Below are 23,918 nucleotides of genomic sequence, written 5' to 3' on the forward strand. Positions count from 1 at the left end.
GTCAATCCTAAGCACTTTAAAAACTGGTTTACAAGCTGCTGTTACTGTACTTCATAAACCTGGAATCTGCTGTAAGTTAAATTCGGTTGCCGGCTCTGATGGCTGGGCGCGATCGACCTTTTGGGCTGATACTTGGGTCGCCTCCTCCCCCTTGCGGAAAAACTGCTTTAAAATCTCTCCGGGCTCTCTGTCCCAGGTGTCGATATGTTCGTAAATTAAGCCGTCTTTATCCAGTTTATAAGTAGAGTAGCCGTTAAAAAAAATCCGAGCTTTCCAGGGAACCCGTAGTGTCCCGCGAACAGTCCAATTTGCCACAATAGTATCATGGGCTGTCTGACCTACGTCGTGCAGGTCGAAGTAAATCTCGTTAAAGAATAGCTGGCCGTGAAATCGCAGAGTCCAAAAGATAATGCGATAGTTGATTTTTCCTTTAAATTTGTTAACAGGGTCTTGAAAATAAACATCTTTTGTGTAGATGTCGTAGGAGATGTCTTTCTCAAACAGCGTCGGGAGATCCGCTTTGAGGGTGTCTACTGCTTGTTCTACCTGCATTTGATATTCGATCGCGCTCAAACTACCACCTTGTGACAGTATTAATTTATAACTTTAAATGAATAATCTCGATCGGCAGCGGGATGAGAAAAAAATCGATACTTCATCCAGCTCTAATCTTACCTCTAATTATATTGTCCGCGCCGGCCTTTCTGCTGGCCCGGACTTGCGACATCGAAACCTTGGCACAGATTTGACAGAACACCCCCACTCCTCTGATATTCTCGCAGAAATCAACAGCGGCAAGCTGTTGATGGTAGATAGCCGTCGCCGGAACGGTCTAATTTTGATTAAACGTTTCCACGCGGAGTTTGCCGGGCCTGGGGCTGCCGTTGGCGGCGCTTTTGAGGTTGACTCTCAGCAGGTAATTCCCGTGGGCGATTTTTGTTTGGTTTGCCCTCAATCTCCCGAAGAAATACAGAAAGCTTTTGGAATTCGGCGGCAGTGGGTGCGGTTAATGGAACAGTTAACGGCAAAGCCGACAGCTTTGGAACGCGCACAAATGGTTTTAACTCAGTTTGAACAATATTTGGATTCGGAAACGGTGGCACAAATTCCCGATGAAGCTTTGGCACTTTTAGTAGGCGTATTTCCCCAGACTATTCGGGCGGCACGGCAAGGAAATGATCAGTTATAAATTGGTGTAGATACCTTATGCTGTGATCGCGCTGCTACAAGCTCCACTCGGCATTCTGCAAAACGACTCGATAGCCATCTGGGTCTTCAAAGGTAACTCCATCTTTGTCCCAGTAGGGATTGTAGGAGTTTACAGGCTCAAATCCACTGGCTTTCATTCGCTCAACAGCCTGCTGCCATTCTTGTTGGTTAGGAAGGTAAAAGACGATAAGATTGTCTTGAGTTGGAGCGCCACCTACAATATGTCCCCGTTGATGGATGAATTCAAAGTGGTGGCTTTCTCCTGCCATTCCAACCATTACTCCGTCAAAACCTTCATGGTTTTCAAAACGATCGAGGATTTGCAGCCCTAAACCCTCTGTGTAAAAATGAACAACTCGATCGAGGCAATCCGTTGGACGAGCAACCCGTAAAACCTTTCCTTGAAGCATATATATCTTCTCCAAAGTTATTTTTGTGTTAAGCAGAAACTGGATACCGAATATTATGAGTTGTCAAAAATTTCTCCTATTCGATCGACTGTTCGCTGATTTTCCTCGGGACTGCCCACCGTAATTCGCAAACCTCCTCCAGTATGCCGAATTAAAGTACCTCGATCTTTTAGCTGCTGCATGATTTGTTTGTGTTCCTGTTCAGCAGATTCGCCATCGCCAGCTTTCACCCGCAGGTAAACGAAGTTAGCCGCACTCGGCCAAACTTGCAATTTTTGATGCTGAGTTAGCGCTGCAATTAATTTAGCTCTTTCTGATAGAGTTTCGGGAATGGTTGCTAGCAATAACTGCCGCTGCGCTAGGGCTAACTCGGCTGCTGTTTGCGAGAAACTGGGAAGGTTGTAGGGGAGACGGATTTTTTCTAAGGTGGCTGTGAGTTCGGGATGGGCGATCGCATATCCGACTCTCATTGAGGCCAGTCGAAATGCTTTGGAAAATGTGCGTAAAATAATCCAATTCGGGTGCTGGTGCAATTGGTGTGCTAAAGTATTTTGGCTGAATTCAAAATAGGCTTCGTCAATTACTACTAATATCTCTTCGGGTAAAGTTGACAACCATTCTATTTCATCGGTTGTCAAAGCATTGGCTGTAGGGGAATTGGGATGAACGACAAAGACGGCGCGCACGGGGGGATTTTGATTTTGGTCGTTAGCGCACCCCGCCCCTACGGGGGCTACCCCAACGGAGAGGATCGCCCTTTTAGCCGCCTCGATATCGATTTCAAAATTCTCCTCTTTCCGCTGAACACTCACAACGGGAATGCCGAGGGTTTGGGCCATTATTCCATACATCGAAAATGTAGGATTCGCTACCAAAATAGAGCCTTTACCGCTTAAACAAGTAGCTATTAAGAGGGATCTAATTAGTTCGTCGGAACCGTTACCCACAGAAATATTGTCGGCTGTAATGGCGGTTTTTGGCAGTGTAACCCCCTCTAGCGGGGGGATTGTGATTGATTCATTGACGTATTGGGCGAGATCCTCTTTGAGCGCTGCGTGGCCTCCGTCGGGATAGCGATTTGTCTCAATTAACTGCTGGTAAGTCCAAGCTAGCTTTTTTTTTAATTCTTCTGGCAAGTCGTAGGGGCATTCGTTGGTATCGAGGCGATCGATCGCACTTTCGGAGTGCGCTGGTTCTCCTGATGTGCCGCCCGGATGGGGAGTGTATGCGGTAAGTTCGGCTAAATCTTTTCGGATAAAGGGAAGCATGGTATAGTTTACGACTTTTTATTTTAGATAATCTGCTTAGAAGCATCTGAACTTAGCATAGAGCTTGTTCTATCTCAAAAGCAAGAGGAGATGCGGGATTTAGTTTCTGTCGATCGATTGATGCGTCGGCTGTGGCCAATTGATTATTCTTAGAAAGTAACTGCTAATATGTGGAAACCAAGTATGAAAGTCAAGCCTTCCGATATATCTAAAAATGCCGCCGCTACCCTCATAGCTTTGAGTTTGGCTGTTCTCCCTTCAGCTATGCCTGCCTCAGCTCAAACGGAGTCAGCTCCGACCCAGAACAATACTGAGTCTAATGGAGTTGTTCTAGACAGAACTCCCTTTCAAGAAAGCAAGGAAGACAACAATCATTGGGGTGCTTTGGGTTTGTTGGGCATCCTCGGTTTGGCGAATCTGTTTCGCAAGGATGAACCCAAACGCTACCGCGATCCGATGGGCGAATAATTGTTTAAAGGGCGGTCGCACAAGCCAAAAAAGAAATCAACCGTCGTGGATTCCGAAACCGGGTTTTTTACCGAAAGACTGGATTATTGCCTTTAATCCGAGCAAAAAATCCGGTTTCTTTGATATTGATGGGAATTTTGGCCACAAAGTTTATTCAATCCCGCCACAAAGCAATGCCACCCAATAAGCCGCTCACATTTGGTACTATTTTAACCTGCGGCGGTAACTCAAAAACAATCTTTTTAGTATTGCCGCCGCCGATGTAAATGCGATCGCAGTTAAAGAGATATTGCAGATAGGTGAGCGCTTTTTCCAGACGGCGATTCCATCTTTTGGAACCGACTGTATCTAATGCTGATCGCCCTAATTGCTGTTCGTAAGTTTCCCCTTTGCGAAACGGGTGATGTCCTAACTCTAGATTTGGCACCAAGATCCCATCGACAAATAAGGCAGAACCAAAACCGGTGCCAAGGGTAATTACTAATTCTACCCCCGTCCCAGCAATTGCTCCCAATCCTTGAATATCGGCATCGTTAGCCACTCGCACAGGTTTTCCCAAGCGATCTTTGAGGGTAGTTTCTAGGTCAAAATCTATCCAAGACGGATCTAAATTCACTGCGGTTTTTATGACGCCTAGACGCACGACTCCAGGAAAACCGACGGATACTCGGTCAAATTCTCCTTGTCCGCTGGCTAAAGAGGCGATCGCCTCTAGTACGGGTTCCGGTTTCGGTGGTTGAGGCGTTTCTAAACGGCTGCGTTCCGTTTGGGGTTCGCCTTCATTGTCCAAAACCATAACTTTGATGCCACTTCCACCAATGTCAACGGCTAAGGTGCGAGTCGATCGATCTTGTTCAGTCATTTGATTGTTGAGACTTGCAAGTTGGTAAAATTTTAATTTTTGAATTGGCAAAACTTTTGAATCGCTTCCCAAATTTCCGCTAGGACATTTCCCAAAGAATGATCGTCTTCTAATTCGATTAATTGCACCCAGGGACGGTTAGCGGCAAAATTTCTGCTAGCTTGAATCGGTATTATTGTATCATGTTTGCCGTGAAGAATTAACGTAGGGACTGACCGAATTAATTTTTCTTCAGGGTATTGAGCCATATCTGCCACAAACTGATAATTCAGTGGGAGATAACGCTGTTCGCCGTAGTGGTAAACGGGCAAATATTTCTCACACTGCCACTTTTCTAACTGTTGCTGTCCCAACAGTGGCAGCCAGTGGGAGATAAAGTCAAAAGCTGGCGCTAACAAAACTATTTGCTTTACTGACAATTGTCGCTGGGTCAACCAAGCCGCGGTCAGTCCCCCAAAACTCGACCCAATTATTGTAACTCCCCCTAATTGTTTTACCTTGTCGGCCGATGGGGAGGATGGGGTTTGCAGAAATTCTGTTTCTATTTGCTGCAACTGGCGGGTGAGGGTGAGACCGGAAAAATTGTTTTGATTGAGATCGGGAGTTTTTAGGTCAATTCCTAGGGACGAAAAGCGATCACGGAAATATTTTGCCTTAAGGGAATCGGGACTTGATGCAAATCCGTGTAAATAAATGTAACTCGAATGGTTTGTTAAATTCATTCAGTAATTGATATTTAACAACAAATATTAAGTATAACACCCAGAGCCCCGACTTCTTAAAGAAGTCGGGGCTCTAATAAGCCGTGAACAAAATGGAACTATTACTGCGGTTTTTGACCGTTTTGCATCCGATTTTTAGCATTTTGTCGGCGCTGCTGCATCATTTGAGCTAATTGGCTGCGCTGTTCGGCAGTGAGCACTTCTCGCATTGCGAGTGTACTTTCAAATTGCACCTCTTCCAACTGCTGCCTCAATCCGATTATTTGACGGTGTTTTTCGCGCATTTCGCTGGCATTTGCCGTGCCGGACATCATCGTTTCCAATTCTTGTCTCGCTTGGCGGATTGCTTGCATCCGCTGGGAAACTTGGTCTTTGTAGCGATCGCGAACTGCTTGCATTTGCTGCTTTTGGTCAGCGCTTAAATTCAGTTTCTCGAACATCCCGCCTTCCTTGCCAGCAGGTCGATTTGGTCGCTGATTTTGTGCAAATGTTTCCGGTTCGAGGGGATGAGGAACTGCTATTGCTGCGGCTGTACTACCGAGAGTCAGCATTAAAACTGCTAGGGCAGAAATACGACGAATTGACATGAAAATTACCTCTTTGATATTACTTATTTGTTGGCGCTTGGCTGTCAGCACCAGGGCTGACATTCAACCAGTCTGTTTGCGAGCGATCGGTCATACTTTCTTGGGTAGAATCATGGAGGACACCCTCCCAGTTAGTAACTAAAAATGCTTCTAACTTAGCTGTTTCCTCATCTGGCAATTGTGCAGTATTAAAGGGACGGTAGCCAGACCAAAAAACTAGCAAAATAGCAGCAATTGCAGACGACAAACCCCACTTAGAAACAGAGAATATTTTTAACCTGTTATCAGACTTGGCTGACGCAAGTAATCGCGTTTTTTGGCGGTGATTTTCATGGAAAACACTCGCCTGGTTACTTTCGATTGCTGCTAGGAGTTTTCGCTCTAAATCTGGTGCAGCTTCAGGAAGATTTGGGCGATGTTGCTTCAAGAAATTAACTAACTCTTGGTCGCTGCTTGGATTATTCATAGCTCGCTGACACCTTCTTTTTGCAAAAATTGCCGCACAGCATTTCGGGCATAAAACACGCGAGATTTGACGGTTCCCGCCGGCAGTCCCAAAATTTGAGCTACTTCTTTTTGCGGGATGTCTTCTAAGTCGTGCAGCACCAAAACGCTGCGGTGTTCAAAGCTCAATTTCTCCAATCCTCGCTGCACTAAATCTTGATAGTGCAACTGCATCAAGTCAGAGGTACGATCTGTGACAACAATCCGATCCATTTGTTCTTGATTTTTGAGTTTGGAATCAAAAGAATGCTGCTTAGCAACTGCTTGTCTTTGGTCAGAAGCCACATTCCAAGTGATTCGATAAAGCCAAGTAGAAAAGTTGTCTTGGTGCTTGAGTTTTGGCAATCCTTTCCACACTCGCAGGAATACTTCTTGCGTTAAGTCGTCAAGCAGCGACGGCCCACAGAGTTGGTAAAGGGTTGACCTGACTTTGTGTTGGTAGCGTTGGTAAAGGTGGCGAAAGCAGGTGCGATCGCCCTTTAAACATTCAGCAACTAAGTCCGAGTCGGAACAGTTATCGATTAAAACATTGGCTGACACAGCTAACACCTGTGAAGTCTCCCCCACCAGTTCGTTATCTGAAGTGTTTAGACAGGACGATCGCGAAAAAGGTTCAAATAATTTAAAATATTATTTTGAGCATGAATCCGCTTGGGGTAAAAAACTGCACCAATGTCAGCAACAGGCAAGATGCCTGTTCCACAAAAATTAAATAAATTTTTTTGTGGGGAGTAAGGGTTGGGCTTCTAGCCCGCCCCTAACAGGCAAGAGACCTGTTCCACAAAACTCAATTTTATTGTGGAACGGGCATCTTGCCCGTTCTTAACAAGAATACAAGATGTGAGTTCTAACTATTTATAGCATTTTTCCAATAAGTATAAGTCTCTAAACCAATACTTTTTGGATCTTCATTATAGAGTTCATCTAAACATTTGAAAAGAGCTAAAGCGTAATTTTTCAATCCCAACTCTGTCAAACTTGTGATAATCCTAGTCAGCCGCAGGTAGTTGTGATTAAATTTTTGAATCCACTCTCTTTTTCTTGACAAATATTCTGCGGATTTGGCAATTACAATTTCTGCGTTCTCCCCTTCGCGGCATTCCAACCCGTAAAATGCCAGCATGACATTGAACGAATGGAGTAAGCGATTTTTCAACTCTTCACTTGTTCTAAAAGCTTGAATTACCTCATCATTTAAAGTCGGAGCACTGGAATTAAAGCGACTCTTTTCTCTCAGAGGAAACAGCCATTGAATGTAATTGTGCACGGATTCCAGCTTCTGGTAATCCCACGACCAAATATCCTCGATCGCCCGACCTTGTGAATCAGGCTGCTGACCGAGATAGAATGCTAAAATTTTGTTTTGTTTGGTTGAATTACTCATTAATAAGCTGTTTTGTATCTAAATTGTATTTTTGGGCGGGCGGGACGCCCAACCCCTACTCCCCACAACCAGAAAATTTAATTTTTGTGTGGAAAAGGCATCCTGCCTGTTCATCAAAATAGTTTTCTTGAGTCGGTTTTAACCGACTTTAGCTATTAGCCAGGGACTTAAGTCCCTGGCGGCTTCGCCCTGTTTACCGCAAAGTAACAAACTCTTCAGCAGTTGATGGGTGAATGCCAATAGTCGCGTCGAAATCTTTCTTCGTAGCTCCCATATTAACAGCGATCGCCATTCCTTGAATAATCTCGCCCGCGTCTTTCCCAACCATGTGCACGCCCAAAACTCTGTCAGTATTAGTTTCAACGATTAACTTGACAAAAGTTTTCTCGTCTGCACCTGTCAAAGCGTGAAACATCGGTCGAAACTTGGCTGTGTAGCACTTAATTGAGTCGGGAAACTTTGCTCTAGCCTGCACTTCGTTTAAGCCGACTGTAGCAGCTTCCGGCTGGGAAAATACCGCTGACGGCACATTTTCGTGAGTGATTGCTCTCGGATTGTTGCCAAATTCAGTATCTGCAAAAGCGCGTCCTTCGGCGATCGCAACTGGTGTTAAGTTAATCCGGTTCGTGCAATCTCCGACTGCAAAAATGTGCGGCTGACTGGTGCGGCTGTCTTTGGTAACTGCGATCGCACCTTTATCTGTTTCTACTCCCGCATTTTCTAAACCTAATTTTTCTAAATTAGGCTGACGCCCGGTAGCGCACAACAGCGCGTCTACTACTAGCGTTCCTTCGGATGTCCCCGACAGAGTTAATTTTAAGCCTTCTGGGGTTTTCTCAATGTGGTTGATCGAGCTTTCTGTCAAAATGTTTATTCCGTGCTTAATCATTCCTTCTTGCACGTTGGTGCGAATTTCTGTGTCAAATTCGTTCAAAATTAAGTCGCGGCGGATAATTTGAGTTACTTCGCTTCCCAATCCGTTCATAATGCAAGCAAATTCGACGCCGATGTAGCCGCCGCCCCAAATTGCCAACCGTTTTGGCTGCTCTTTTAGGAGGAATATTTCGCGAGAGGTAATCGCGTGTTCGATGCCGACAATTGGGACTCTTTGCGCTTCTCCGCCGACTGCAATTAAGATTTTGGCTGCGGTAAATTTCTTGTCACCAACTTCGACGGTGTGGGGATCAATAAATTTGGCGTATCCTGAGATTAATTCGACTCCGGCTTTTTCGAGGAAGCTGATGTGCAGTTTGCTCAGCCGCCGCACTTCTGTGTCTACGCTGGTGACGAGTTTTTCCCAATCAAAGCTGCTTTCTACTGGACTCCAACCGTAGCCCACCGCATCTTCATAAAGGTGCGAAAATGTTGAGGCGTACACCATCAGTTTTTTGGGGACACAGCCGCGAATTACGCAGGTTCCGCCTACTAAGTCATTTTCGGCGATCGCCACTTTTGCGCCGTAGGATGCTGCTCGCTTGGAACTCGCCAATCCGCCGGAACCCGCACCTATCACAAACAAGTCGTAGTCGTATGTCATAATTGTCTGTACCTTCTTATCGCCCACTTACCAATTTTACGCTTTACTTTTTTTAATGATATCTCAAAAAATTTTTGTTTTTTTTTGGGTCAACTACTTTACTTTTTGCACTGAAACGGCTATTATTTAATAATAGAAATCTGTGCGTTAATTTTAAAATTGCTCACACTTCCATTATTAGAGTATAGCACAAGCGATCAAAAAAAAATATAAAAATTTTACTCTTTTGAGAGCGCTACCAAGAAAGAAAGACCTAATTGTCGATCGCTCGTTATAGCCGAGTCGAACTCCGGTAAATCCCTGTAAAAAAGCGAAACTTTGATGATATTCCCGATTTTTAAGGGGTAGTAGGGGGCAACAATCAGACGGGATCAGGGCTAATCGCAGCGCAGCGACAGAAAGCTGATACTACCCTAACCTATCGGGCCAATCACGGGAGATTACCCTACAGTTTTTGAGAATTTCATCAATCCTTGATAATTGCTATATTATAAAGATAAATTAATTCTCGGGCTAGCTTTATGAGCGAGTGGCTTGTGATCTGGGGAGTGGCGCAGGGAGTTGGCATTCTCGTCAAACCCATCTTAGAAGATTTAGTCAAAGACGGCGCGAAGGATTTTGCTAAAGATTTTTTTAAAGATTCCCTGAAAAACGTCTTATTTGGCGAAAAAGACCCCCGACAAGTCGCAGCGGGCAAAGCAATCAAAAAGTTTTTGGGTTTGGTGGAACAGCAGTTGAAAATTGGCGGAGTTCCCGCAGAGCAAATTAAGCTGTATATTAAAGATGTTAAACAGTTTATCAATAACAAGTCTGTTAAGGAAATTTTGGGCAAGGCGTTTGAGAGCGATCGCGAATCTCTCGAGGCAGAACTTCTCGAACAAACCTGGACTCAACTAAATTTGGCTCCGTTACCCGCAAGATTTAAGTGGCAAACCATCGGGACTCAGTATCTGGCAGAAGTTCAAGAAATTCTCTTTGACTCAAAAGACTTGCGCGATATTTTGACTGCTCAAAATCTGGATAGCATTCAGAAAAATACTCAAGAAACGGCGGGGATTATCCCCGATTTTGACTTGAGGCAATATCAAGAAGCTCTGTGCGAGCGTTACAGCAATCTCAATTTAAGCAGCGTCGATCCCAATACCTACGATTATCGGGAAAAACTGAAGGTTTGGCAAATCTTTATTTTCCAAGATGTGCGATCGATTTACGAATCATTTCTGCCCCAAGCTTACGAAATTCCTAAAGAACATCAACGGCGGCTGAAACACAGCAATCAATTAGAGGCGATCGATATAGAAAATTTAGAGAAATATCGGCGCGGTTATTTTTCTCAGCCGATCGTATCCGTGTTAGATGTTATCAATGACAAGCAAAAGTATCCCTACATTGTTATTTTAGGCGATCCGGGTTCTGGCAAGTCTACTCTGTTACAATGTTTAGCATTAAACTGGGCGCGATCGCCCTTAAATAGCGTGACATCTCAGCCGATTCCGCTGCTAATAGAATTGCGGACTTACATTCGCAGCGGGGAATCAGGACATTGCAAGAATTTCCTCGAATTTTTCCATCAAAGTCCCGGTTCAATTTGTCACTTGAATCAGCATCACTTGCAGGAACAGCTTAAAGCAGGCGACGCTGTGGTGATGTTCGATGGGTTAGATGAAATTTTCGATCCCGGCAAACGAGAAGATGTAATTACGGCAATTCATCGGTTTACCAATGAGTATCCGCGCGTGCAAGTGATTGTCACGTCTCGGATTATTGGTTACAAACCTCAACGCTTGCAAGATGCAGGGTTTCATCACTTTATTCTCCAAGATTTGAACGCGGAACAAATCCAGGATTTTGTTCACCGCTGGCACGAATTAACTTTTACTGATGCTGTGGAAAAAGCGCGGATTCGCGATCGCATGGAAAGAGCATTAGCGTATTCATCAACGATTCGAGATTTAGCGGGTAATCCGTTATTGTTGACGATTATGGCGATTTTAAATCGCAGTCAAGAATTGCCGAGAGACAGGGCGGAACTTTACAATCAAGCTTCGCGGGTATTGCTGTATCAATGGGATGTGGAAAGGTCTTTAGTAGAGGATAGCAGGCTCGATCCGAAAACTATTGATGCTAAAGATAAGCAAGAAATGCTGCGGCGAGTCGCTTATGAAATGCAAGCAGCACCTGAAGGCTTAGCTGGTAATATTATTAGTGCGGAAGATTTGGAGAATACCCTGACAGCATATCTGAAGAATAAAGATTTCGATCGACCGAAAGAGCGGGCAAAGTTGATAATTAACCAACTGCGAACTCGCAACTTTATTTTATGTTATTTGGGTGCGGATACTTATGGGTTTGTGCATCGCACTTTTTTGGAATATTTCTGTGCGTCGGAGGTTGTATATCGATTTGAAAAAACGCGCCAACTTTCTTTAGATGAGTTGAAAACCGAAGTTTTTGGCACGCACTGGGATGATGAATCTTGGCAGGAAGTTTTGTGCTTGATTGCGGGATTGATAGATGGACGGTTTACAGGGGAATTGATTGAGTTTTTGATTGAACAGTCTGAGGAATTTGAAAATTTCCAGAGCCTGTTTTTGGCTGTAAAGTGTTTGAACGAGGTGAGAGATAGAAAAATTATTGCTGGGATTGATAGTGAATTGCTTGAACGTTTAAAAGAGTTAACGAAGTGTGTTCTCAGCGAGCAGAGCATAGGTCTTCATGTAAATGGCAAAGAAATTGAACTGGTTAGAGAAATTCATACTCAAGCAGTAAGTGCGATCGCCTTTACTTGGAAAGATGACCCTAAAACCTTACTTTGGCTCAAACAACTGGCTGAATCTGATGATGATAATTGGGGTGTGCGATATTCCGCGATCCAAGAATTAGCATGGGGATGGAAAGATGATTCCAAAACCTTACCTCTCCTCAAACAACTGGCTCAATCTGAAGATGACAATTGGGCAGTGCGACACGCAGCAGTCCAAGAATTAGTACGGGGCTGGAAAAATGACCCGGAAACTTTACCCATTCTCAAACAAATAGCTCAATCTTATGATGATTCCCTTGTGCGACGTTTAGCAGTCCAAGAATTAGCATACGGATGGAAAAATGACCCTGAAATCTTACCTATTATCAAACAAGTAGCTCAATCTAGTGGTTGTAGGGTTGTGCAAAGTGCAGCACTTCAAGAATTAGTACGGTGGTGGAAAAAAGACTCTGAAACCTTACCTATTCTCAAACAACTAGCTCAAGATGATGATAGTTCATATGTGCGAGAAGCAGCACTTCAACAATTAGCACGGGAGTGGCAAGATGACCAGGAAATCTTAGATATTCTCAAACAACGCGCTCAACATGATGATGATTCGGATGTCCGAGAAGTAGCAGTCCAAGAATTAGCACGTGGATGGAAATATGACCAGGAAATCTTACCTATCCTCAAACAATGCGCTCAATATGATGATGATTCAGATGTACGAATTGCCGCAGTCCAAGAATTAGCACGTGGGTGGAAAGATGACCCCGAAACCTTATCTATCCTTAAACAACGCGCTCAATATGATGATGATTTCAGGGTGGGATTTTTAGCACTTACAGAACTAGCATATGGGTGGACATATGAACCAGAGATATTTGAATGGTTGTGCGATATAGCTATCAATCATCCTTTTGAACGTCAGTATAGCTTCCAATATCATCCTAGAAAAGTAGCACTTGAAATCATGGTCGAGCAATACTCCGATTACCCAGAAACTTTAGAAATACTTCGCCATCTATTTGCCAACGATCCAGATGAAGAAGTCTGGCAGTTGGTCCACGAAAAGTTGACCGAATTAGAGAAGCTGTGATAGAAACACAAAAAGCAGAAAGAAAATATGATTGTAGCTACTAATCTCCCCAAAGCTTATGCAGAAATAGTTGAATTTTTGGCGACGGCTACACTCCCCGCAGCCTTATCAGCTTTCCACTCTCCGAGGAAGCAAAAGAGCATATCCTCGACCTAATTTATGCCCACAATAATCAAGGCTTGACCCGCGCTGGAAAAAGCAAATTAGATAACTATCTAGTGCTAGAACATCAGATAACTCTCATCAAACAACTCACAAACACGTCCTTAAAGATTTAGTTTTTTTATATCTCGTCAATTAGCGTCCAAACGATCGCCCTTCCAGCCGCGAAAACCGAGAAGAAGTGTTAAGTTAGTAGTTAGTTGTGTCGATCGCACAGAAAAAAAAATGCCTGAACTACAAACCGATACATACCAAGACCTCGACCCGCAAGTCCTCTCAAAGCCCGTTGTTGTCGGTCTCGAAGAGGTAACAAAAGTTTACGGGATTGGCGACCTGGAAGTTCGCGCCTTAAACGGCGTCAGCTTGACCGTAAGACAAGGAGAATATTGCTCGATTATGGGCGCGTCGGGTTCCGGCAAATCTACAGCTATGAATATTATCGGCTGTCTCGATCGACCTACGAGCGGCAGTTACTACTTAGACGGCGTAGATGTCGCCCAAATGCCGGAAGGAGAATTAGCCGGAATTCGCAATTTAAAATTAGGTTTTGTCTTCCAACAATTTCACCTGTTGCCTCAATTGACAGCATTAGAAAATGTCATGTTACCGATGGTTTATGCCGGCATTCCCGCAGCAGAAAGACGCGAACGGGGAGTAGATGCTTTAACAAAAGTAGGCCTGGAAAGTCGCCTGCAAAACAGACCAAATCAACTATCAGGAGGACAGCAGCAGCGGGTAGCCATCGCCCGGGCTATTGTCAACCGTCCCGTGTTGTTGCTGGCTGATGAACCAACAGGTGCATTGGATACAAAAACAACTCAAGAAGTAATGGATATTTTTACAGAATTCAATGAAAATGGCATGACTGTTGTTATGGTAACGCACGAACCGGAAGTGGCGCGCCAAACTCGCCGCGTTGTCTGGTTCCGCGACGGTAAAGTTATTCACAACAATCTCAATCCCGCAGAGCTGTCACACGCTGTATTTTAGTATAATAGTCCGCGAAAAGCGAAAAGAAAATTGGGCGATTGAAATCGCTTCTAGACAAACGAAGTCCGCCTACGCGGACTGAAGAATTAAGAGGGTATCAGTCCTATGCAAGAGGACTTTAGCTATTAGACAGGGGTTTTCAACCCCTGGCGGACTAATAGACAAAACGCCTGATATGTGATTAATGAAAAGCACTCGGAAAAGCTTCCCAAACTTGATCGACAAAATCTCTAAGTTGCCGAGATGCGATCGCACCATCCTTTTTTTCAGCATCCAGAGAGTGCAACTCGGTCAACAGTGAAATTACCTCAGTATCTAAAGCCGCCCGAAACAAGCTAAGCGGCCAAAGCAAATCAGCACCATCTCGCAAATCCGATAAAGTGTATTCTGTCGGTGAATCCTTCCCCGGCGCCGATACAACTAACATCAAAGGGCGCACCCAACAAACTTGACGTGCCTCAACCACTTGGATAACCTCAGAATGCAGGCACGCATCTCCACATTCTAAACTGACAATTTGACCCGGCTTAAAGTTCAAAGCACAATCCATTAATGCTCACACTTAATACAGACATAACAAAGCAGCCAAATAAGTGCTGCATCTCTCCACAGCACCCTAAAACATTATATCATAATTCCTTCTTCCCTCTTCCCTCTTCCTTCTTCCTTCTTCCCTCTTCCTTCTTCCTTCTTCCCTCTTCCTTCTTCCTTCTTCCTAACTTTCATCAAGCTTTTTAAGATCCATTTCGAGCTGGGCACTCAACAATCGTGCTTCTTTTTTACCACCGCCACCATTGGCATAATCCGCCACGGAAATCGGAGAACCGATCGCAATTTTTACCTGAGCACCCCATTGAGGAATGCGCGGGCGATAGCGGATACTCATCGGTACAATTTTTACCCCCAAACCCGGTTTGCTCAACTCTGCTTGCATTGCCAAGCGAGCCAATCCCGGCTTAATCGGATGAACTTCGCCATCCTGAAAAATGCCGCCTTCGGGAAAAATCACCAACATTTCCTTGTCGAGGAGTAGTTCCACCCCATAACGGAGACTGCCAATTGCCGGATGCTTGAGATCCACAGGAAACCCGCCCAAATTTCTGATGAACCAACCTTGCACTCCTTTGACCTCATCAGCAGTTACCATAAACCGCAAATCGCGTCCAGTCACCTTCTGTCCAGTTGAATAGGGCATCATCAGGGCATCCCACCGGGATCTGTGCGTAGGGGCTAAGATGACAGGCCCGTCTTTCGGCAAGTGCTCCTGTCCGGTGATCTCAATCTTGCCAAAATGAAACGGTAGGACAACATAGTGACCTAGCGGATAGAGCAAGGAGGTTAACCAAGGAGAAACGCGAGAGGTATTAGATGCTACCTTGGCAGGCATTGGCTTCACTAGAGATGATTTACTGGACTCAACGGCGATCGTGGCGGTGTGGGGCATAGCAATTAAGCTGCTTTCTGGAGATCCAAAGTCTAAAATAAGTGATTGGACAAATCTTTAGTTTTTGGGTCGGGACACTTTTGCTATTGGCCTTGTACCGAGCGGGCGATCGCGCCCGCAAGAGATAATCTCTAACAGGTAAAACCTCAACCAACCGGACAGCACTAATACAGAGCAGTCGGCCGCCTGGAAAGCTTGATCGGGCAATTACGGATCTATTATTTCAGCTAAAGGGTCAATTTCGATTAAACCTCGCCCAGAAGAGAGTAAAAAATTTTACCTGTTAATTTTTCCGGCGCGCTTCAAACCAAGAAAGCAACTGATCGCGGCAAACAGACTCCATAATACCGCCGAGCACCTCTAAGCGGTGACACGAATGCGCGCTATCTGGAATATTAGCCGCAGTCCGAATCGTGCCAGTTTTCGGGTCATCTGCTCCGTATACCAGCAGACCAATCCGAGCTTGGACGATCGCACCAGCGCACATCGGGCAAGGTTCCAGCGTTACGTAGAGCGTGCATTGGTTAAGATGCCAGTCTTGCAAAACTTGGCCAGCAGCCCGCAAAGCCAAGATTTCAGCGTGAGCAGTCGGATCGCAATCTCGCTCTCGCCGATTTTGCGCTTCGGCAATTAATTTGCCAGTACCGTCAACAATCACAGCACCAACGGGTACTTCACCAGCATCACCGGCTGCTTGTGCCAATTCCACAGCCCTAGTCATCCAGCGTTTGTGAATAAAATAAGTAGTATCACTAATAGACAACGGCTCAGCTTTACAATTCACGTCATACCTAAGTAACAGAAAAACTTAAGATCGATAAAGAAAGTTACATTACAGCTTAATCGAGAGTCTTTAATTATGGACACCACTACGATTACCACTGAAATTGTTGAGCTGTTGTGCCGCATTAGTCGGCAAAAGCTGCGCGAACAAGATATCACTCCTTTGGTAGTGTTTCTGACTGCTCTGATTTCCATCCTGCGCGGAGTGATGATTATTGACAGGACGATCGCAGTTGAAGAAGAAGAACGGCTGCAAAAGACTCTCAAAGCCTTTGCTAGCGGCGACCGCGATCGGGTAGAACTAATTCAGCGCCTTGTCAAAGGAGTCTCCAAACAGCAGGTTTACTTCAACCCCACGGAATTGCTAACCCTGACAGCTTTGTTCTCAGAATCTGAAAAACTGTTGCTTATCGGTTCGGGGTACGAAATGTCAGCCGCCGACGGACACATAGATATGCGGGAGCAAATGTACTTACAGTCGATCGCAAATCGGCTCGGCCTCGACTCCAGACACATTGCAGTCATAGACACTTTATTTACTAAAGAAGGAACCCTCGACTCACAAGCCTTTGCCGAAGTTCAAGCTTTACTCGATCCCAGCGAATTCGAGTCCCGCGATCCGGTATTTGGTAAAGCAGCAAAGCACTTGCTGAGTATTTTACTCCGCAAATAATCCAGCCCATATAAATTTTGGAGCAGTAAAAGTCCTGAGAAGAGTTCGAGGATTTGACGCTGTGTCCATTTGAGATGGGAATTGGGCGCTCTTACCCTCAAAAACCGGGTTGTTTAACCCCTACCAAGAGCGCTGCACGGAGTATGTTGGTGAAAAACCTGGTTTCTGCCTAAGTCCCGCTTTATTTTTTGGGCAAGAGTCGATCGACCCTTGTATCCCATTGAACCGAATGCCTCTAAAATCTAAAAGCGACTTGTCGCTGCCTTGATTGACTCAGCTCAATCTCAAATCTCAAATTGATTGATTATGCAAATTGAATGGCAAACCGCCAAAATCTACGAAGACATTCTCTATCACAAAAGTGGTGGCACCGCCAAAATTACCATCAATCGACCTCACAAACGGAACGCTTTCCGTCCCAAAACCGTGCAGGAACTGTGCGATGCCTTTACTGATGCCCGCGAAGACACAAAAATCGGCGTTGTCCTTTTCACAGGTGCGGGGCCTCATACAGACGGCAAATACGCCTTTTGCGCCGGCGGCGACCAAAGCGTGCGGGGTTCGGCGGGATATGTAGACGAAGGTGGCATACCCCGGTTGAACGTGCTCGACTTGCAGAAGTTGATTCGATCTATGCCCAAAGTTGTAATTGCTTTAGTTGCAGGCTACGCAATTGGAGGGGGTCACGTTCTGCACTTAATTTGCGACTTGACGATCGCTGCTGACAATGCTATTTTCGGACAGACCGGCCCCAAAGTCGGCAGTTTCGACGGTGGTTTCGGAGCTAGCTATCTTGCCAGAGTCGTCGGCCAGAAAAAAGCCAGAGAAATTTGGTTTTTGTGTCGCCAGTACAGCGCACAGCAAGCCCTAGAAATGGGTTTAGTCAACTGCGTCGTGCCTGTCGAACAACTAGAACTAGAAGGGATTCAGTGGGCTGCAGAAATTCTCGAAAAAAGTCCGATCGCGATTCGCTGTTTGAAATCTGCTTTTAATGCCGACTGCGACGGTCAAGCTGGTTTGCAAGAACTGGCAGGAAATGCCACTTTGCTGTACTATATGACCCAGGAAGGCGCCGAAGGCAAACAAGCCTTTTTGGAAAAACGGCAACCTGATTTTAGTCAATATCCTTGGCTGCCATAGCGGGATGGAGAAATCAGTTTTTTTTATGCGCTCATATTAAAGTAGATGTTGCTGATTTTTATGAGTTAGTAAAGCCAAATGCACCCGATCGTCCCAAATTGTGACTATTGATACCAGTTCCCAAAAAGAATGAAACTGCTTTGTCAGATCCAAACCATGATAATGATCAGTGATTTCCCAATCGAAAATCGAAAATGGTATGACCTATCCTGCTGCCGACTAACTAAACCGAGACTGCGGCAGGGGATTTTTCGGTTAACGTTGTGCCTGTAAGCTGGCAGGCATGGCGCTCGGAAAGAGTGACGGTGGCATCCTGCAGCGTCAGAGTCGATTCTTGCCACATTCCAATTTCTTCTATGTTTTCCCAAGATGACCTAAAAGGCGAAACCGCTAAAGCACAAGCTTTCCAGTGACTTTGAACCGGGCCGCTTAGTAGAGCGCAAACACCCCCGCGTCTGCCCTCAGGGGTATAGTGACGGCAGTGACCACAAGCTGAAGTTAAAGGTGAAGTTAATGAGGTTTGCATAAAAGTTCTTAGGGAAATCATTTTCATCTCTAATTCTCCTTTGTAGAGCTAGCAGGTTTTAGAGCATCCCAACCTTTATGCTGTCTGGTTTGTAGCGATCCCCGAAGTATAATTAAATTTTATAATTTATTTATAATCTCGTTATATATAGAAACAATTAGCTCGGTAGTTGCTCATTGTATAGGTAAAAACATAGGTTAAAAGTTTATAAAGGCGTTAGGGATCAAGAAAAAGTACAAATACCCAAGGAGTATGAAAGGTCACAAATAAGCGGTAGCTCAGGATACAAAAAGTAGCTGAGAGTGTCGGTAAGCAGCCTCCGGGAAACAGCAACAATTAAGTTTTCAAATGAAAATGAAAAATAGCTGCCGACGATCGACAGCAGGCGATCGGGCCCCTGTTGCATTGACGCCAAAAGTAGCTAATCATAAAATAGGCAAGTTTTCAAGCTTCTTGTTTATATCTACAATCAAAACATTAAAATTAATTCAGAGGCGGTAGGAGTTTTGCTAATGAGTAAGCGTTCTTCGGTTGAATCCCCAAATCATCAATCCTCTTCAACCCCAATCAAGCCTGCTTTGCAAGCAGTCCTGGGGAGTCTAGATGTAAATCTAGAAGCAGAACTGACAACATACAGAAGGCACAGGAGGCGCGCCGAACAGTGGGTGTCGCCCTCAGTTCGTACCGGCAAGCAAACAGCCACAACCGAGCAACAGCTATCCCAAAATTTGGCGCCAGAGACTGCGGAGGAAACCCAGCAGCCGCTATCGCTGCCCCTATCCCTTGCCGGCACTCAGGGCGATGCCCCGCTAGCAACTACCAGGGGTGGCACAAAATTATCTAGCAGTGCCTTCGCACCCAACAATTATCTCGAATCCAGCGAAAAACTCATCGAAAGTTTGGACGAGTCAAAAGCTGAGCCTACGGTAGAACGCAGTTTAGCTGCCAGTTTGTTAACTCCCTTGGGACTGAGTTCGATGCTGCTGTTTTTGCTGTCATGCACAGCTTTGGGCTACGCCGTCATGTACCCGTCAAATCTAGTTAAGATGGCCGGCCTGAACCGTTTGCTCCGCACCTCACCCTCTCCCAGCGACAGTCCCGCCTCTAATTCCACCTCAGATACCAGCACCAAGGAACTGCCGAAAGCTCCAAATCTGGTATCCAAGGAATTTGTCGAGCTAGATTTGAGCACTCTCAGCAATGTCCAGCCGACAGTCAGCCCGATTCCTTCCCCGTCACCAAAAGCATCAATCCCGCCAACTCCGCCAGCGCCTCCGGGCCCCAGCGGGGCTGTGCCGATTCCTACAGAAGACGGCAACCCGGCCAGAGGCAGGGAACAAGGACTCAACAATCTGAGTAGAGCTTTGCTTCCCACTCCCAGCCCCAGCGCCGCCCAGCCAGTGCCGACACTGCCGACACTGCCTCCAACACCCTCCCCAGCCCAGCCAGCCGCCACATCCCCGGCGACAGCATCCCCAGCAGCCGCATCCCCAGCAGCCGCATCCCCGCTGGGAAGGCCTGCACGGGCCGCCGACGGTTTCTATTACGTTGTCACCGATTACACCGACGAAAAATCGCTGCAGCAAGCCAGAACCGCTGTTCCCGATGCCTACGTGCGAAACTTCTCAAAGGGTGTCAAGATCCAAATGGGGGCTTTGAACGATCCTGCCTCAGCAGAACGTTTGGTGAAAGAACTCCAAGAAAAAGGGGTGAAGCCACAATACTATCAACCATAAATTAGGTAAAGGGTGAAAAACTTTAACTAAATTGTTAGACAAAGCTAGACAATGATGAATGTTTTGTCTAACACAAAATTGGTTTTGTAATTGTCAATTCCCAGTCCTAAATCTAAAATTTAATAAAATCGGGAGACGGGCAAAATGGGATTATTCGATCGCCTATGGCGAGTGATTCGAGCCAATATTAACAGTTTAGTCGGGGCGGCCGAAGACCCAGAAAAAATTCTGGAACAGGCTGTAATGGATATGCAGGAAGATTTAGTGCAGCTCAGACAAGCTGTGGCAGGAGCGATTGCAGCTCAAAAACGCACTGAACGCCAGTGCTCCCAAGCTGAGTCTACAGCAGCAGAATGGCATCAGCGGGCGCAGCTAGCTTTGCAAAAAGGCGAGGAAAATTTGGCGCGGGAAGCTCTGACACGCAAGAAATCTTATCAAGAAACGGCAACGGCGATGAAAGCCAGTCTGGATCAGCAATCGGCTGTTGTCACTAAACTTAAAGAAAATATGCGGACGCTCGAAAGTAAAATTTCCGAGGCAAAATCTAAAAAAGATATGTACATTGCCCGAGCTCGATCGGCCGCATCGTCGGAAAGGCTGCAAGAAATGATGGGCAATCTCAGTACCGGCAGCGCTTTGAGCGCGTTTGAACGGATGGAAGAGAAAGTCATGCAGCTAGAAGCTCGCTCCGAAGCAATCGCAGAACTCGGAACTAATGATTTAGAAAAGAAGTTTCTCTCTCTCGAAGGTGCCGACGATGTGGATACCGAGTTGGCGGCGATGAAAGCACAAATGCTTCCGGGCAACAATACACCCAAATTGCCGTCGAGCGAGCCGCCCGCATCCTGAACCCCAGGCAACAGAACAAGAGTCGGGACAAGCAAAAACTTCTCAACAGCCTAGCTAGAGATGGCTCGAAGCCTGTTGGGGAATTCCCGGATCGAAGTTAAACTCAATATATAGGTGCATGAATAAGCTTGCCTGCATCACATTACTCGATCGCTTTAAACTGGATTTATCTGTCTGCAAAAATTGCCAAAAACTAAATCGCACTAAAAATCTGACCAGAGTGAATTTCACAACTGCGGGCTAGGGCTATCAAGCCTGCTTTCCGCCTACTTCGTACACCTCACCCAGGAAAAATAGCATTATGGGATTATTTGACCGCATTAGCCGAGTCGTCAAAGCCAATCTTAACGATCTGGTAAACAAAGCTGAAGACCCGGAAAAGATTTTAGAACAGTCTGTCACGGATATGCAGGAAGACTTGGTGCAGTTGCGTCAAGCCGTTGCCAGCGCGATCGCCACTCAAAAGCGCACCCAGACTCAGTACAATCAAGCTGAATCTCAGTCTAACCAGTGGCAGCAGCGCGCTCAGCTAGCCCTGCAAAAAGGAGACGAGACTTTGGCCCGGGAAGCGCTAATTCGCAAAAAGTCTCACGCTGAAACGGCTGCTACGCTGAAAGCCAGTCTGGATCAGCAATCGGCTCAGGTGGAAAGTCTCAAGCGCAACTTGATCGGTTTGGAGAGCAAAATTTCCGAAGCTAAGACTAAGAAGGATATGCTCAAAGCGAGGATATCCGCTGCTAAAGCTCAGGAACAGCTCAACAATACCATTGGCACTTTGAATACTGGCAGTTCAATGGCGGCTTTTGATCGCATGGAAGAAAAAGTTTTGCAGATTGAAGCTCGCGCGGGGGCTTCGGCAGAATTGGCCGCCGGCGGCAGCAATTTAGAGGAACAGTTCCGCTTGCTCGAAAGCGGCGGCGATGTTGACGACGAGTTGGCTCAGATGAAAGCTCAACTGACCGGGGGTTCTGTGTCTCAAGGTCAATTGCCGGCAGCGGGTAAAACCGCAGCAGCTAGTAGCTCGGAGTCGAGCCCGGTGATTGACGCTGAGTTGGAAGAATTGCGATCGCAGCTCAATAAAATGTAGTAATCTGTATCAAAATTTACCTATTTCTCAGATCGCAGGTTTGATAGAATGCTCCGCCGACCTACAGGGCTAGCTTGGGAGGTCGGAGTTTTTTTCAGCAATTGTTGAATACACAAAACATATGTTTTGTCAACTATCTTTATATTGACTTAAGGAATTAAGTGTTTAAAAAGTGAGAGAGTAATTTTATTCCTTGCAAGATGGCTAGCTTGGGAGGTCAGAGTTTTTTCAGTAATTATTTAGTACACAAAATAAGAGTGCTGTCAACTATCTTTATATTGACTTAAGGAATTAACTCTGTCAAAAGTGATAGAGTAATTTTATTCCTTGCAATTGCGCCGGCCGCGCCCGATCGTAAGTGTAAATAACTATCAAATATGGCTAATCTGTCATGCCCGTGCAATTTTCTAGAAGCTTTTGTAAAATCAAGTTTTTCAAGGCATTAGCACTTGGTTTTTCAATTGCAGCTATTTGCCCCGCACTGCTATCAGCTCTAAGTGTTGGCGAGTCGATGGTTGCTACCGACTCAGGGGTGCAAGCGCAAATTTCGTATGATAATTTACCATCTCAATTTAAACTAAATCAAGAAACAGCAGACGATCGCGATCGGCTTCGTGATTTATACTCCGGTTCAGAATTAGATAGAGGCAGTAAAGAGCAAGAAAATAGCATCCCGGAACTCGATCAATTGACCCAAAGTGAGCCCGCAGAAACTCTCCCTCAATTGCCGAATCGAGGAGAAAAAAGACACGAATTTCCGATTCCCAACCCGCGGCTGCAAAATCCGGCTCCCCTCCCATAACCCGCGCCACCAAAGCCCTTTAAATTTGGGGGCTTGAGGATTTTAGATTTGAGATTTGGGATTGATTCCACGGATAAATCACGTGGCGGATACCACCTTTGAAATTCGCTTGTCAACAGCAGTACGTGCGGTTGTTGGTTCCTGAGAGGCTGCTGGTGGTGCGATCGGATGTGGAATTGGCTGGGGCAGAGCTTTTGCCGATCGAACCATTGGGTATAGGGGGCTCAGACAGATTGCGGGGATACCGTCAGGATACAATGCTTGCCGATAGCGAGATTTTTGATTCAGCCGAGTTGCGGTATCCGATGCGAGCGCACCCGCGACAACCAAGGAGTTTTGCAGGTGACGGCGTTTGTGGATTTTGGCAATGTTTGGAATCCCAGGGAAAGCGCGGTTTTGGAAGCGAATACTTTGCTGTCAGCGGGATTGCGGCTGCGGTGACTGTACGGCGAAAGGTGGAATAATCGCGGAGGCTGGGGAATTCCTGTGATTGATATTAAGTCGAGCAACAGGAGTTTACAAGAGCGCGGGCTGTATTTTTCTGTATAATTCAAACATTTTTAGGAAAAGAGTCGTTTTGCCCTTGGCGGAACTGAGCAATTCCGCTATATAGTAATAAGTATCATTTGGCACTCCTCTGTAGCTGCCAAGAGTGCATTTTACGGATAATCTTTAAATTAAACTATGTCTAAGGTGCGGTTGTTGCTTTTAAGTTCTTTTGCTTCCGGTTTTGGGCTTTGCTCAATCATTTTGGCGATGTTTACGATGACTTCCCGGCTGTCGTTTACGTCTTTTTTTACATTTCTTTTAACTTTGGTGTTTTTTGGAATTAATCTGCTTTTTGCTTTGCATTATTATACATCGCTTACTAAGCAATTGAGTGTTAAAAATAAAAGGAAAGCGAGAATTTAGCGGTTGTGAAGCCGAAGC

General features: G+C 45.6%; 26 protein-coding genes and 1 pseudogene. 12 read left to right on the plus strand and 15 right to left on the minus strand.

Annotation, left to right across the window (positions count from 1 at the left end; all coding sequences use genetic code 11):
- Nucleotides 1-141: 141 nt before the first annotated feature.
- Nucleotides 142-552, minus strand: a pseudogene (locus QUA07_RS26815) (DUF2358 domain-containing protein); the annotation flags it as partial.
- 58 nt (nt 553-610) lie between these two features.
- On the opposite strand from QUA07_RS26815, the gene QUA07_RS26820 reads away from it, so the two are divergent.
- Nucleotides 611-1,189 (plus strand): hypothetical protein, encoded by a 579-nt coding sequence (locus QUA07_RS26820; protein ID WP_333331412.1) that lies wholly within the window; start codon nt 611-613, stop codon nt 1,187-1,189.
- A 34-nt stretch (nt 1,190-1,223) separates the two neighbouring features.
- Here QUA07_RS26820 and QUA07_RS26825 read toward each other — a convergent pair whose 3' ends face one another.
- Both QUA07_RS26825 and QUA07_RS26830 read right to left on the minus strand, forming a co-directional pair.
- On the minus strand, nt 1,224-1,619 hold the full coding sequence (locus tag QUA07_RS26825) for a VOC family protein (protein WP_333331415.1): 396 nt from the start codon (nt 1,617-1,619) through the stop codon (nt 1,224-1,226).
- A 53-nt stretch (nt 1,620-1,672) separates the two neighbouring features.
- Nucleotides 1,673-2,887 carry a histidinol-phosphate transaminase gene (locus tag QUA07_RS26830; RefSeq protein WP_333331417.1) on the minus strand — a complete coding sequence of 405 codons (1,215 nt, stop codon included), beginning with the start codon at nt 2,885-2,887 and terminating at the stop codon, nt 1,673-1,675.
- Nucleotides 2,888-3,070: 183 nt separating this feature from the next.
- On the opposite strand from QUA07_RS26830, the gene QUA07_RS26835 reads away from it, so the two are divergent.
- Nucleotides 3,071-3,355, plus strand: coding sequence for a WGxxGxxG family protein (locus tag QUA07_RS26835; protein ID WP_333331420.1), 285 nt, complete (start codon nt 3,071-3,073; stop codon nt 3,353-3,355).
- A gap of 154 nt (nt 3,356-3,509) precedes the next feature.
- Here QUA07_RS26835 and QUA07_RS26840 read toward each other — a convergent pair whose 3' ends face one another.
- The 7 genes from QUA07_RS26840 to gor all read right to left on the minus strand — a co-directional run bounded on the left by QUA07_RS26840 (nt 3,510) and on the right by gor (nt 8,951).
- Nucleotides 3,510-4,217, minus strand: coding sequence for an ROK family protein (locus tag QUA07_RS26840; protein WP_333331423.1), 708 nt, complete (start codon nt 4,215-4,217; stop codon nt 3,510-3,512).
- Nucleotides 4,218-4,249: 32 nt separating this feature from the next.
- Nucleotides 4,250-4,939: a YqiA/YcfP family alpha/beta fold hydrolase gene (locus QUA07_RS26845; protein WP_333331425.1), complete on the minus strand. Its 690-nt coding sequence runs from the start codon at nt 4,937-4,939 to the stop codon at nt 4,250-4,252.
- Between the two features lie 101 nt (nt 4,940-5,040).
- Nucleotides 5,041-5,526: a Spy/CpxP family protein refolding chaperone gene (locus QUA07_RS26850; RefSeq protein WP_333331428.1), complete on the minus strand. Its 486-nt coding sequence runs from the start codon at nt 5,524-5,526 to the stop codon at nt 5,041-5,043.
- A gap of 19 nt (nt 5,527-5,545) precedes the next feature.
- On the minus strand, nt 5,546-5,992 hold the full coding sequence (locus QUA07_RS26855) for a hypothetical protein (protein WP_333331431.1): 447 nt from the start codon (nt 5,990-5,992) through the stop codon (nt 5,546-5,548).
- Entirely contained in the window at nt 5,989-6,579 is a 591-nt protein-coding gene (locus QUA07_RS26860) for a sigma-70 family RNA polymerase sigma factor (protein WP_333311539.1), read from the minus strand. Before QUA07_RS26860 ends, QUA07_RS26855 begins: the two co-directional genes overlap by 4 nt.
- A gap of 298 nt (nt 6,580-6,877) precedes the next feature.
- Complete coding sequence (locus QUA07_RS26865) at nt 6,878-7,414, minus strand: opioid growth factor receptor-related protein (RefSeq protein WP_333331434.1); 537 nt, start codon at nt 7,412-7,414, stop codon at nt 6,878-6,880.
- Nucleotides 7,415-7,607: 193 nt separating this feature from the next.
- The gene (gene gor, locus QUA07_RS26870; RefSeq protein ID WP_333331437.1) at nt 7,608-8,951 is read right to left on the minus strand and encodes a glutathione-disulfide reductase; all 1,344 of its coding nucleotides are present in this window, start codon (nt 8,949-8,951) and stop codon (nt 7,608-7,610) included.
- Between the two features lie 521 nt (nt 8,952-9,472).
- On the opposite strand from gor, the gene QUA07_RS26875 reads away from it, so the two are divergent.
- The 3 genes from QUA07_RS26875 to QUA07_RS26885 all read left to right on the plus strand — a co-directional run bounded on the left by QUA07_RS26875 (nt 9,473) and on the right by QUA07_RS26885 (nt 13,948).
- Nucleotides 9,473-12,796 carry a HEAT repeat domain-containing protein gene (locus QUA07_RS26875; protein ID WP_333331440.1) on the plus strand — a complete coding sequence of 1,108 codons (3,324 nt, stop codon included), beginning with the start codon at nt 9,473-9,475 and terminating at the stop codon, nt 12,794-12,796.
- Between the two features lie 27 nt (nt 12,797-12,823).
- A complete protein-coding gene (locus QUA07_RS26880) occupies nt 12,824-12,952 on the plus strand; it encodes a hypothetical protein (RefSeq protein WP_333331443.1) in 129 nt (42 codons plus the stop codon).
- Between the two features lie 231 nt (nt 12,953-13,183).
- Nucleotides 13,184-13,948 (plus strand): ABC transporter ATP-binding protein, encoded by a 765-nt coding sequence (locus QUA07_RS26885; protein ID WP_333331446.1) that lies wholly within the window; start codon nt 13,184-13,186, stop codon nt 13,946-13,948.
- Between the two features lie 181 nt (nt 13,949-14,129).
- Here QUA07_RS26885 and QUA07_RS26890 read toward each other — a convergent pair whose 3' ends face one another.
- The 3 genes from QUA07_RS26890 to tadA form a co-directional block, all read right to left on the minus strand.
- Nucleotides 14,130-14,486 (minus strand): hypothetical protein, encoded by a 357-nt coding sequence (locus tag QUA07_RS26890; protein WP_333331449.1) that lies wholly within the window; start codon nt 14,484-14,486, stop codon nt 14,130-14,132.
- A gap of 177 nt (nt 14,487-14,663) precedes the next feature.
- A complete protein-coding gene (locus tag QUA07_RS26895) occupies nt 14,664-15,392 on the minus strand; it encodes a lysophospholipid acyltransferase family protein (RefSeq protein ID WP_333331452.1) in 729 nt (242 codons plus the stop codon).
- Nucleotides 15,393-15,675: 283 nt separating this feature from the next.
- Nucleotides 15,676-16,176 carry a tRNA adenosine(34) deaminase TadA gene (gene tadA, locus QUA07_RS26900; protein WP_333331455.1) on the minus strand — a complete coding sequence of 167 codons (501 nt, stop codon included), beginning with the start codon at nt 16,174-16,176 and terminating at the stop codon, nt 15,676-15,678.
- Nucleotides 16,177-16,251: 75 nt separating this feature from the next.
- Between tadA and QUA07_RS26905 the strand changes: the two genes are divergently transcribed.
- Both QUA07_RS26905 and menB read left to right on the plus strand, forming a co-directional pair.
- The gene (locus QUA07_RS26905) at nt 16,252-16,848 is read left to right on the plus strand and encodes a TerB family tellurite resistance protein (RefSeq protein WP_333085039.1); all 597 of its coding nucleotides are present in this window, start codon (nt 16,252-16,254) and stop codon (nt 16,846-16,848) included.
- Between the two features lie 306 nt (nt 16,849-17,154).
- The gene (menB, locus tag QUA07_RS26910; RefSeq protein WP_333331458.1) at nt 17,155-17,988 is read left to right on the plus strand and encodes a 1,4-dihydroxy-2-naphthoyl-CoA synthase; all 834 of its coding nucleotides are present in this window, start codon (nt 17,155-17,157) and stop codon (nt 17,986-17,988) included.
- A gap of 223 nt (nt 17,989-18,211) precedes the next feature.
- Here menB and QUA07_RS26915 read toward each other — a convergent pair whose 3' ends face one another.
- Nucleotides 18,212-18,541, minus strand: coding sequence for a hypothetical protein (locus QUA07_RS26915; RefSeq protein WP_333331461.1), 330 nt, complete (start codon nt 18,539-18,541; stop codon nt 18,212-18,214).
- A 485-nt stretch (nt 18,542-19,026) separates the two neighbouring features.
- On the opposite strand from QUA07_RS26915, the gene QUA07_RS26920 reads away from it, so the two are divergent.
- On the plus strand, nt 19,027-20,250 hold the full coding sequence (locus QUA07_RS26920; RefSeq protein ID WP_333331464.1) for an SPOR domain-containing protein: 1,224 nt from the start codon (nt 19,027-19,029) through the stop codon (nt 20,248-20,250).
- A 144-nt stretch (nt 20,251-20,394) separates the two neighbouring features.
- The gene (locus tag QUA07_RS26925; protein WP_333085036.1) at nt 20,395-21,099 is read left to right on the plus strand and encodes a PspA/IM30 family protein; all 705 of its coding nucleotides are present in this window, start codon (nt 20,395-20,397) and stop codon (nt 21,097-21,099) included.
- A gap of 54 nt (nt 21,100-21,153) precedes the next feature.
- Here the strand turns inward: QUA07_RS26925 and QUA07_RS26930 are convergent, their stop codons facing one another.
- On the minus strand, nt 21,154-21,330 hold the full coding sequence (locus QUA07_RS26930) for a hypothetical protein (RefSeq protein ID WP_333331468.1): 177 nt from the start codon (nt 21,328-21,330) through the stop codon (nt 21,154-21,156).
- A 70-nt stretch (nt 21,331-21,400) separates the two neighbouring features.
- Here QUA07_RS26930 and QUA07_RS26935 point away from each other — a divergent pair, with 70 nt between their 5' ends.
- The 3 genes from QUA07_RS26935 to QUA07_RS26945 all read left to right on the plus strand — a co-directional run bounded on the left by QUA07_RS26935 (nt 21,401) and on the right by QUA07_RS26945 (nt 23,452).
- Nucleotides 21,401-22,186, plus strand: coding sequence for a PspA/IM30 family protein (locus QUA07_RS26935; RefSeq protein WP_333085035.1), 786 nt, complete (start codon nt 21,401-21,403; stop codon nt 22,184-22,186).
- A 511-nt stretch (nt 22,187-22,697) separates the two neighbouring features.
- Entirely contained in the window at nt 22,698-22,988 is a 291-nt protein-coding gene (locus QUA07_RS26940; protein ID WP_333331472.1) for a hypothetical protein, read from the plus strand.
- A 98-nt stretch (nt 22,989-23,086) separates the two neighbouring features.
- Entirely contained in the window at nt 23,087-23,452 is a 366-nt protein-coding gene (locus tag QUA07_RS26945) for a hypothetical protein (RefSeq protein WP_333331475.1), read from the plus strand.
- Nucleotides 23,453-23,918: the final 466 nt, after the last annotated feature.

The organism is Microcoleus sp. T3_A4, assembly GCF_036700465.1.
Classification (GTDB): Bacteria; Cyanobacteriota; Cyanobacteriia; order Cyanobacteriales; family Microcoleaceae; genus Microcoleus.

What these genes read in the sequence shown, in the direction of transcription:
- QUA07_RS26925 (WP_333085036.1), top strand. Translation starts at nt 20,395, where the DNA reads ATGGGATTATTCGATCGCCTATGGCGAGTGATTCGAGCCAATATTAAC.
- menB (WP_333331458.1), top strand. Translation starts at nt 17,155, where the DNA reads ATGCAAATTGAATGGCAAACCGCCAAAATCTACGAAGACATTCTCTAT.
- QUA07_RS26905 (WP_333085039.1), top strand. Translation starts at nt 16,252, where the DNA reads ATGGACACCACTACGATTACCACTGAAATTGTTGAGCTGTTGTGCCGC.
- QUA07_RS26850 (WP_333331428.1), bottom strand. Translation starts at nt 5,526, where the DNA reads ATGTCAATTCGTCGTATTTCTGCCCTAGCAGTTTTAATGCTGACTCTC.
- QUA07_RS26885 (WP_333331446.1), top strand. Translation starts at nt 13,184, where the DNA reads ATGCCTGAACTACAAACCGATACATACCAAGACCTCGACCCGCAAGTC.
- QUA07_RS26935 (WP_333085035.1), top strand. Translation starts at nt 21,401, where the DNA reads ATGGGATTATTTGACCGCATTAGCCGAGTCGTCAAAGCCAATCTTAAC.
- QUA07_RS26875 (WP_333331440.1), top strand. Translation starts at nt 9,473, where the DNA reads ATGAGCGAGTGGCTTGTGATCTGGGGAGTGGCGCAGGGAGTTGGCATT.
- QUA07_RS26855 (WP_333331431.1), bottom strand. Translation starts at nt 5,992, where the DNA reads ATGAATAATCCAAGCAGCGACCAAGAGTTAGTTAATTTCTTGAAGCAA.
- QUA07_RS26825 (WP_333331415.1), bottom strand. Translation starts at nt 1,619, where the DNA reads ATGCTTCAAGGAAAGGTTTTACGGGTTGCTCGTCCAACGGATTGCCTC.
- QUA07_RS26920 (WP_333331464.1), top strand. Translation starts at nt 19,027, where the DNA reads ATGAGTAAGCGTTCTTCGGTTGAATCCCCAAATCATCAATCCTCTTCA.
- QUA07_RS26845 (WP_333331425.1), bottom strand. Translation starts at nt 4,939, where the DNA reads ATGAATTTAACAAACCATTCGAGTTACATTTATTTACACGGATTTGCA.
- QUA07_RS26835 (WP_333331420.1), top strand. Translation starts at nt 3,071, where the DNA reads ATGAAAGTCAAGCCTTCCGATATATCTAAAAATGCCGCCGCTACCCTC.
- QUA07_RS26895 (WP_333331452.1), bottom strand. Translation starts at nt 15,392, where the DNA reads ATGCCCCACACCGCCACGATCGCCGTTGAGTCCAGTAAATCATCTCTA.
- QUA07_RS26940 (WP_333331472.1), top strand. Translation starts at nt 22,698, where the DNA reads ATGGTTGCTACCGACTCAGGGGTGCAAGCGCAAATTTCGTATGATAAT.
- QUA07_RS26915 (WP_333331461.1), bottom strand. Translation starts at nt 18,541, where the DNA reads ATGAAAATGATTTCCCTAAGAACTTTTATGCAAACCTCATTAACTTCA.
- QUA07_RS26880 (WP_333331443.1), top strand. Translation starts at nt 12,824, where the DNA reads ATGATTGTAGCTACTAATCTCCCCAAAGCTTATGCAGAAATAGTTGAA.
- gor (WP_333331437.1), bottom strand. Translation starts at nt 8,951, where the DNA reads ATGACATACGACTACGACTTGTTTGTGATAGGTGCGGGTTCCGGCGGA.
- QUA07_RS26820 (WP_333331412.1), top strand. Translation starts at nt 611, where the DNA reads ATGAATAATCTCGATCGGCAGCGGGATGAGAAAAAAATCGATACTTCA.
- QUA07_RS26865 (WP_333331434.1), bottom strand. Translation starts at nt 7,414, where the DNA reads ATGAGTAATTCAACCAAACAAAACAAAATTTTAGCATTCTATCTCGGT.
- QUA07_RS26830 (WP_333331417.1), bottom strand. Translation starts at nt 2,887, where the DNA reads ATGCTTCCCTTTATCCGAAAAGATTTAGCCGAACTTACCGCATACACT.
- QUA07_RS26840 (WP_333331423.1), bottom strand. Translation starts at nt 4,217, where the DNA reads ATGACTGAACAAGATCGATCGACTCGCACCTTAGCCGTTGACATTGGT.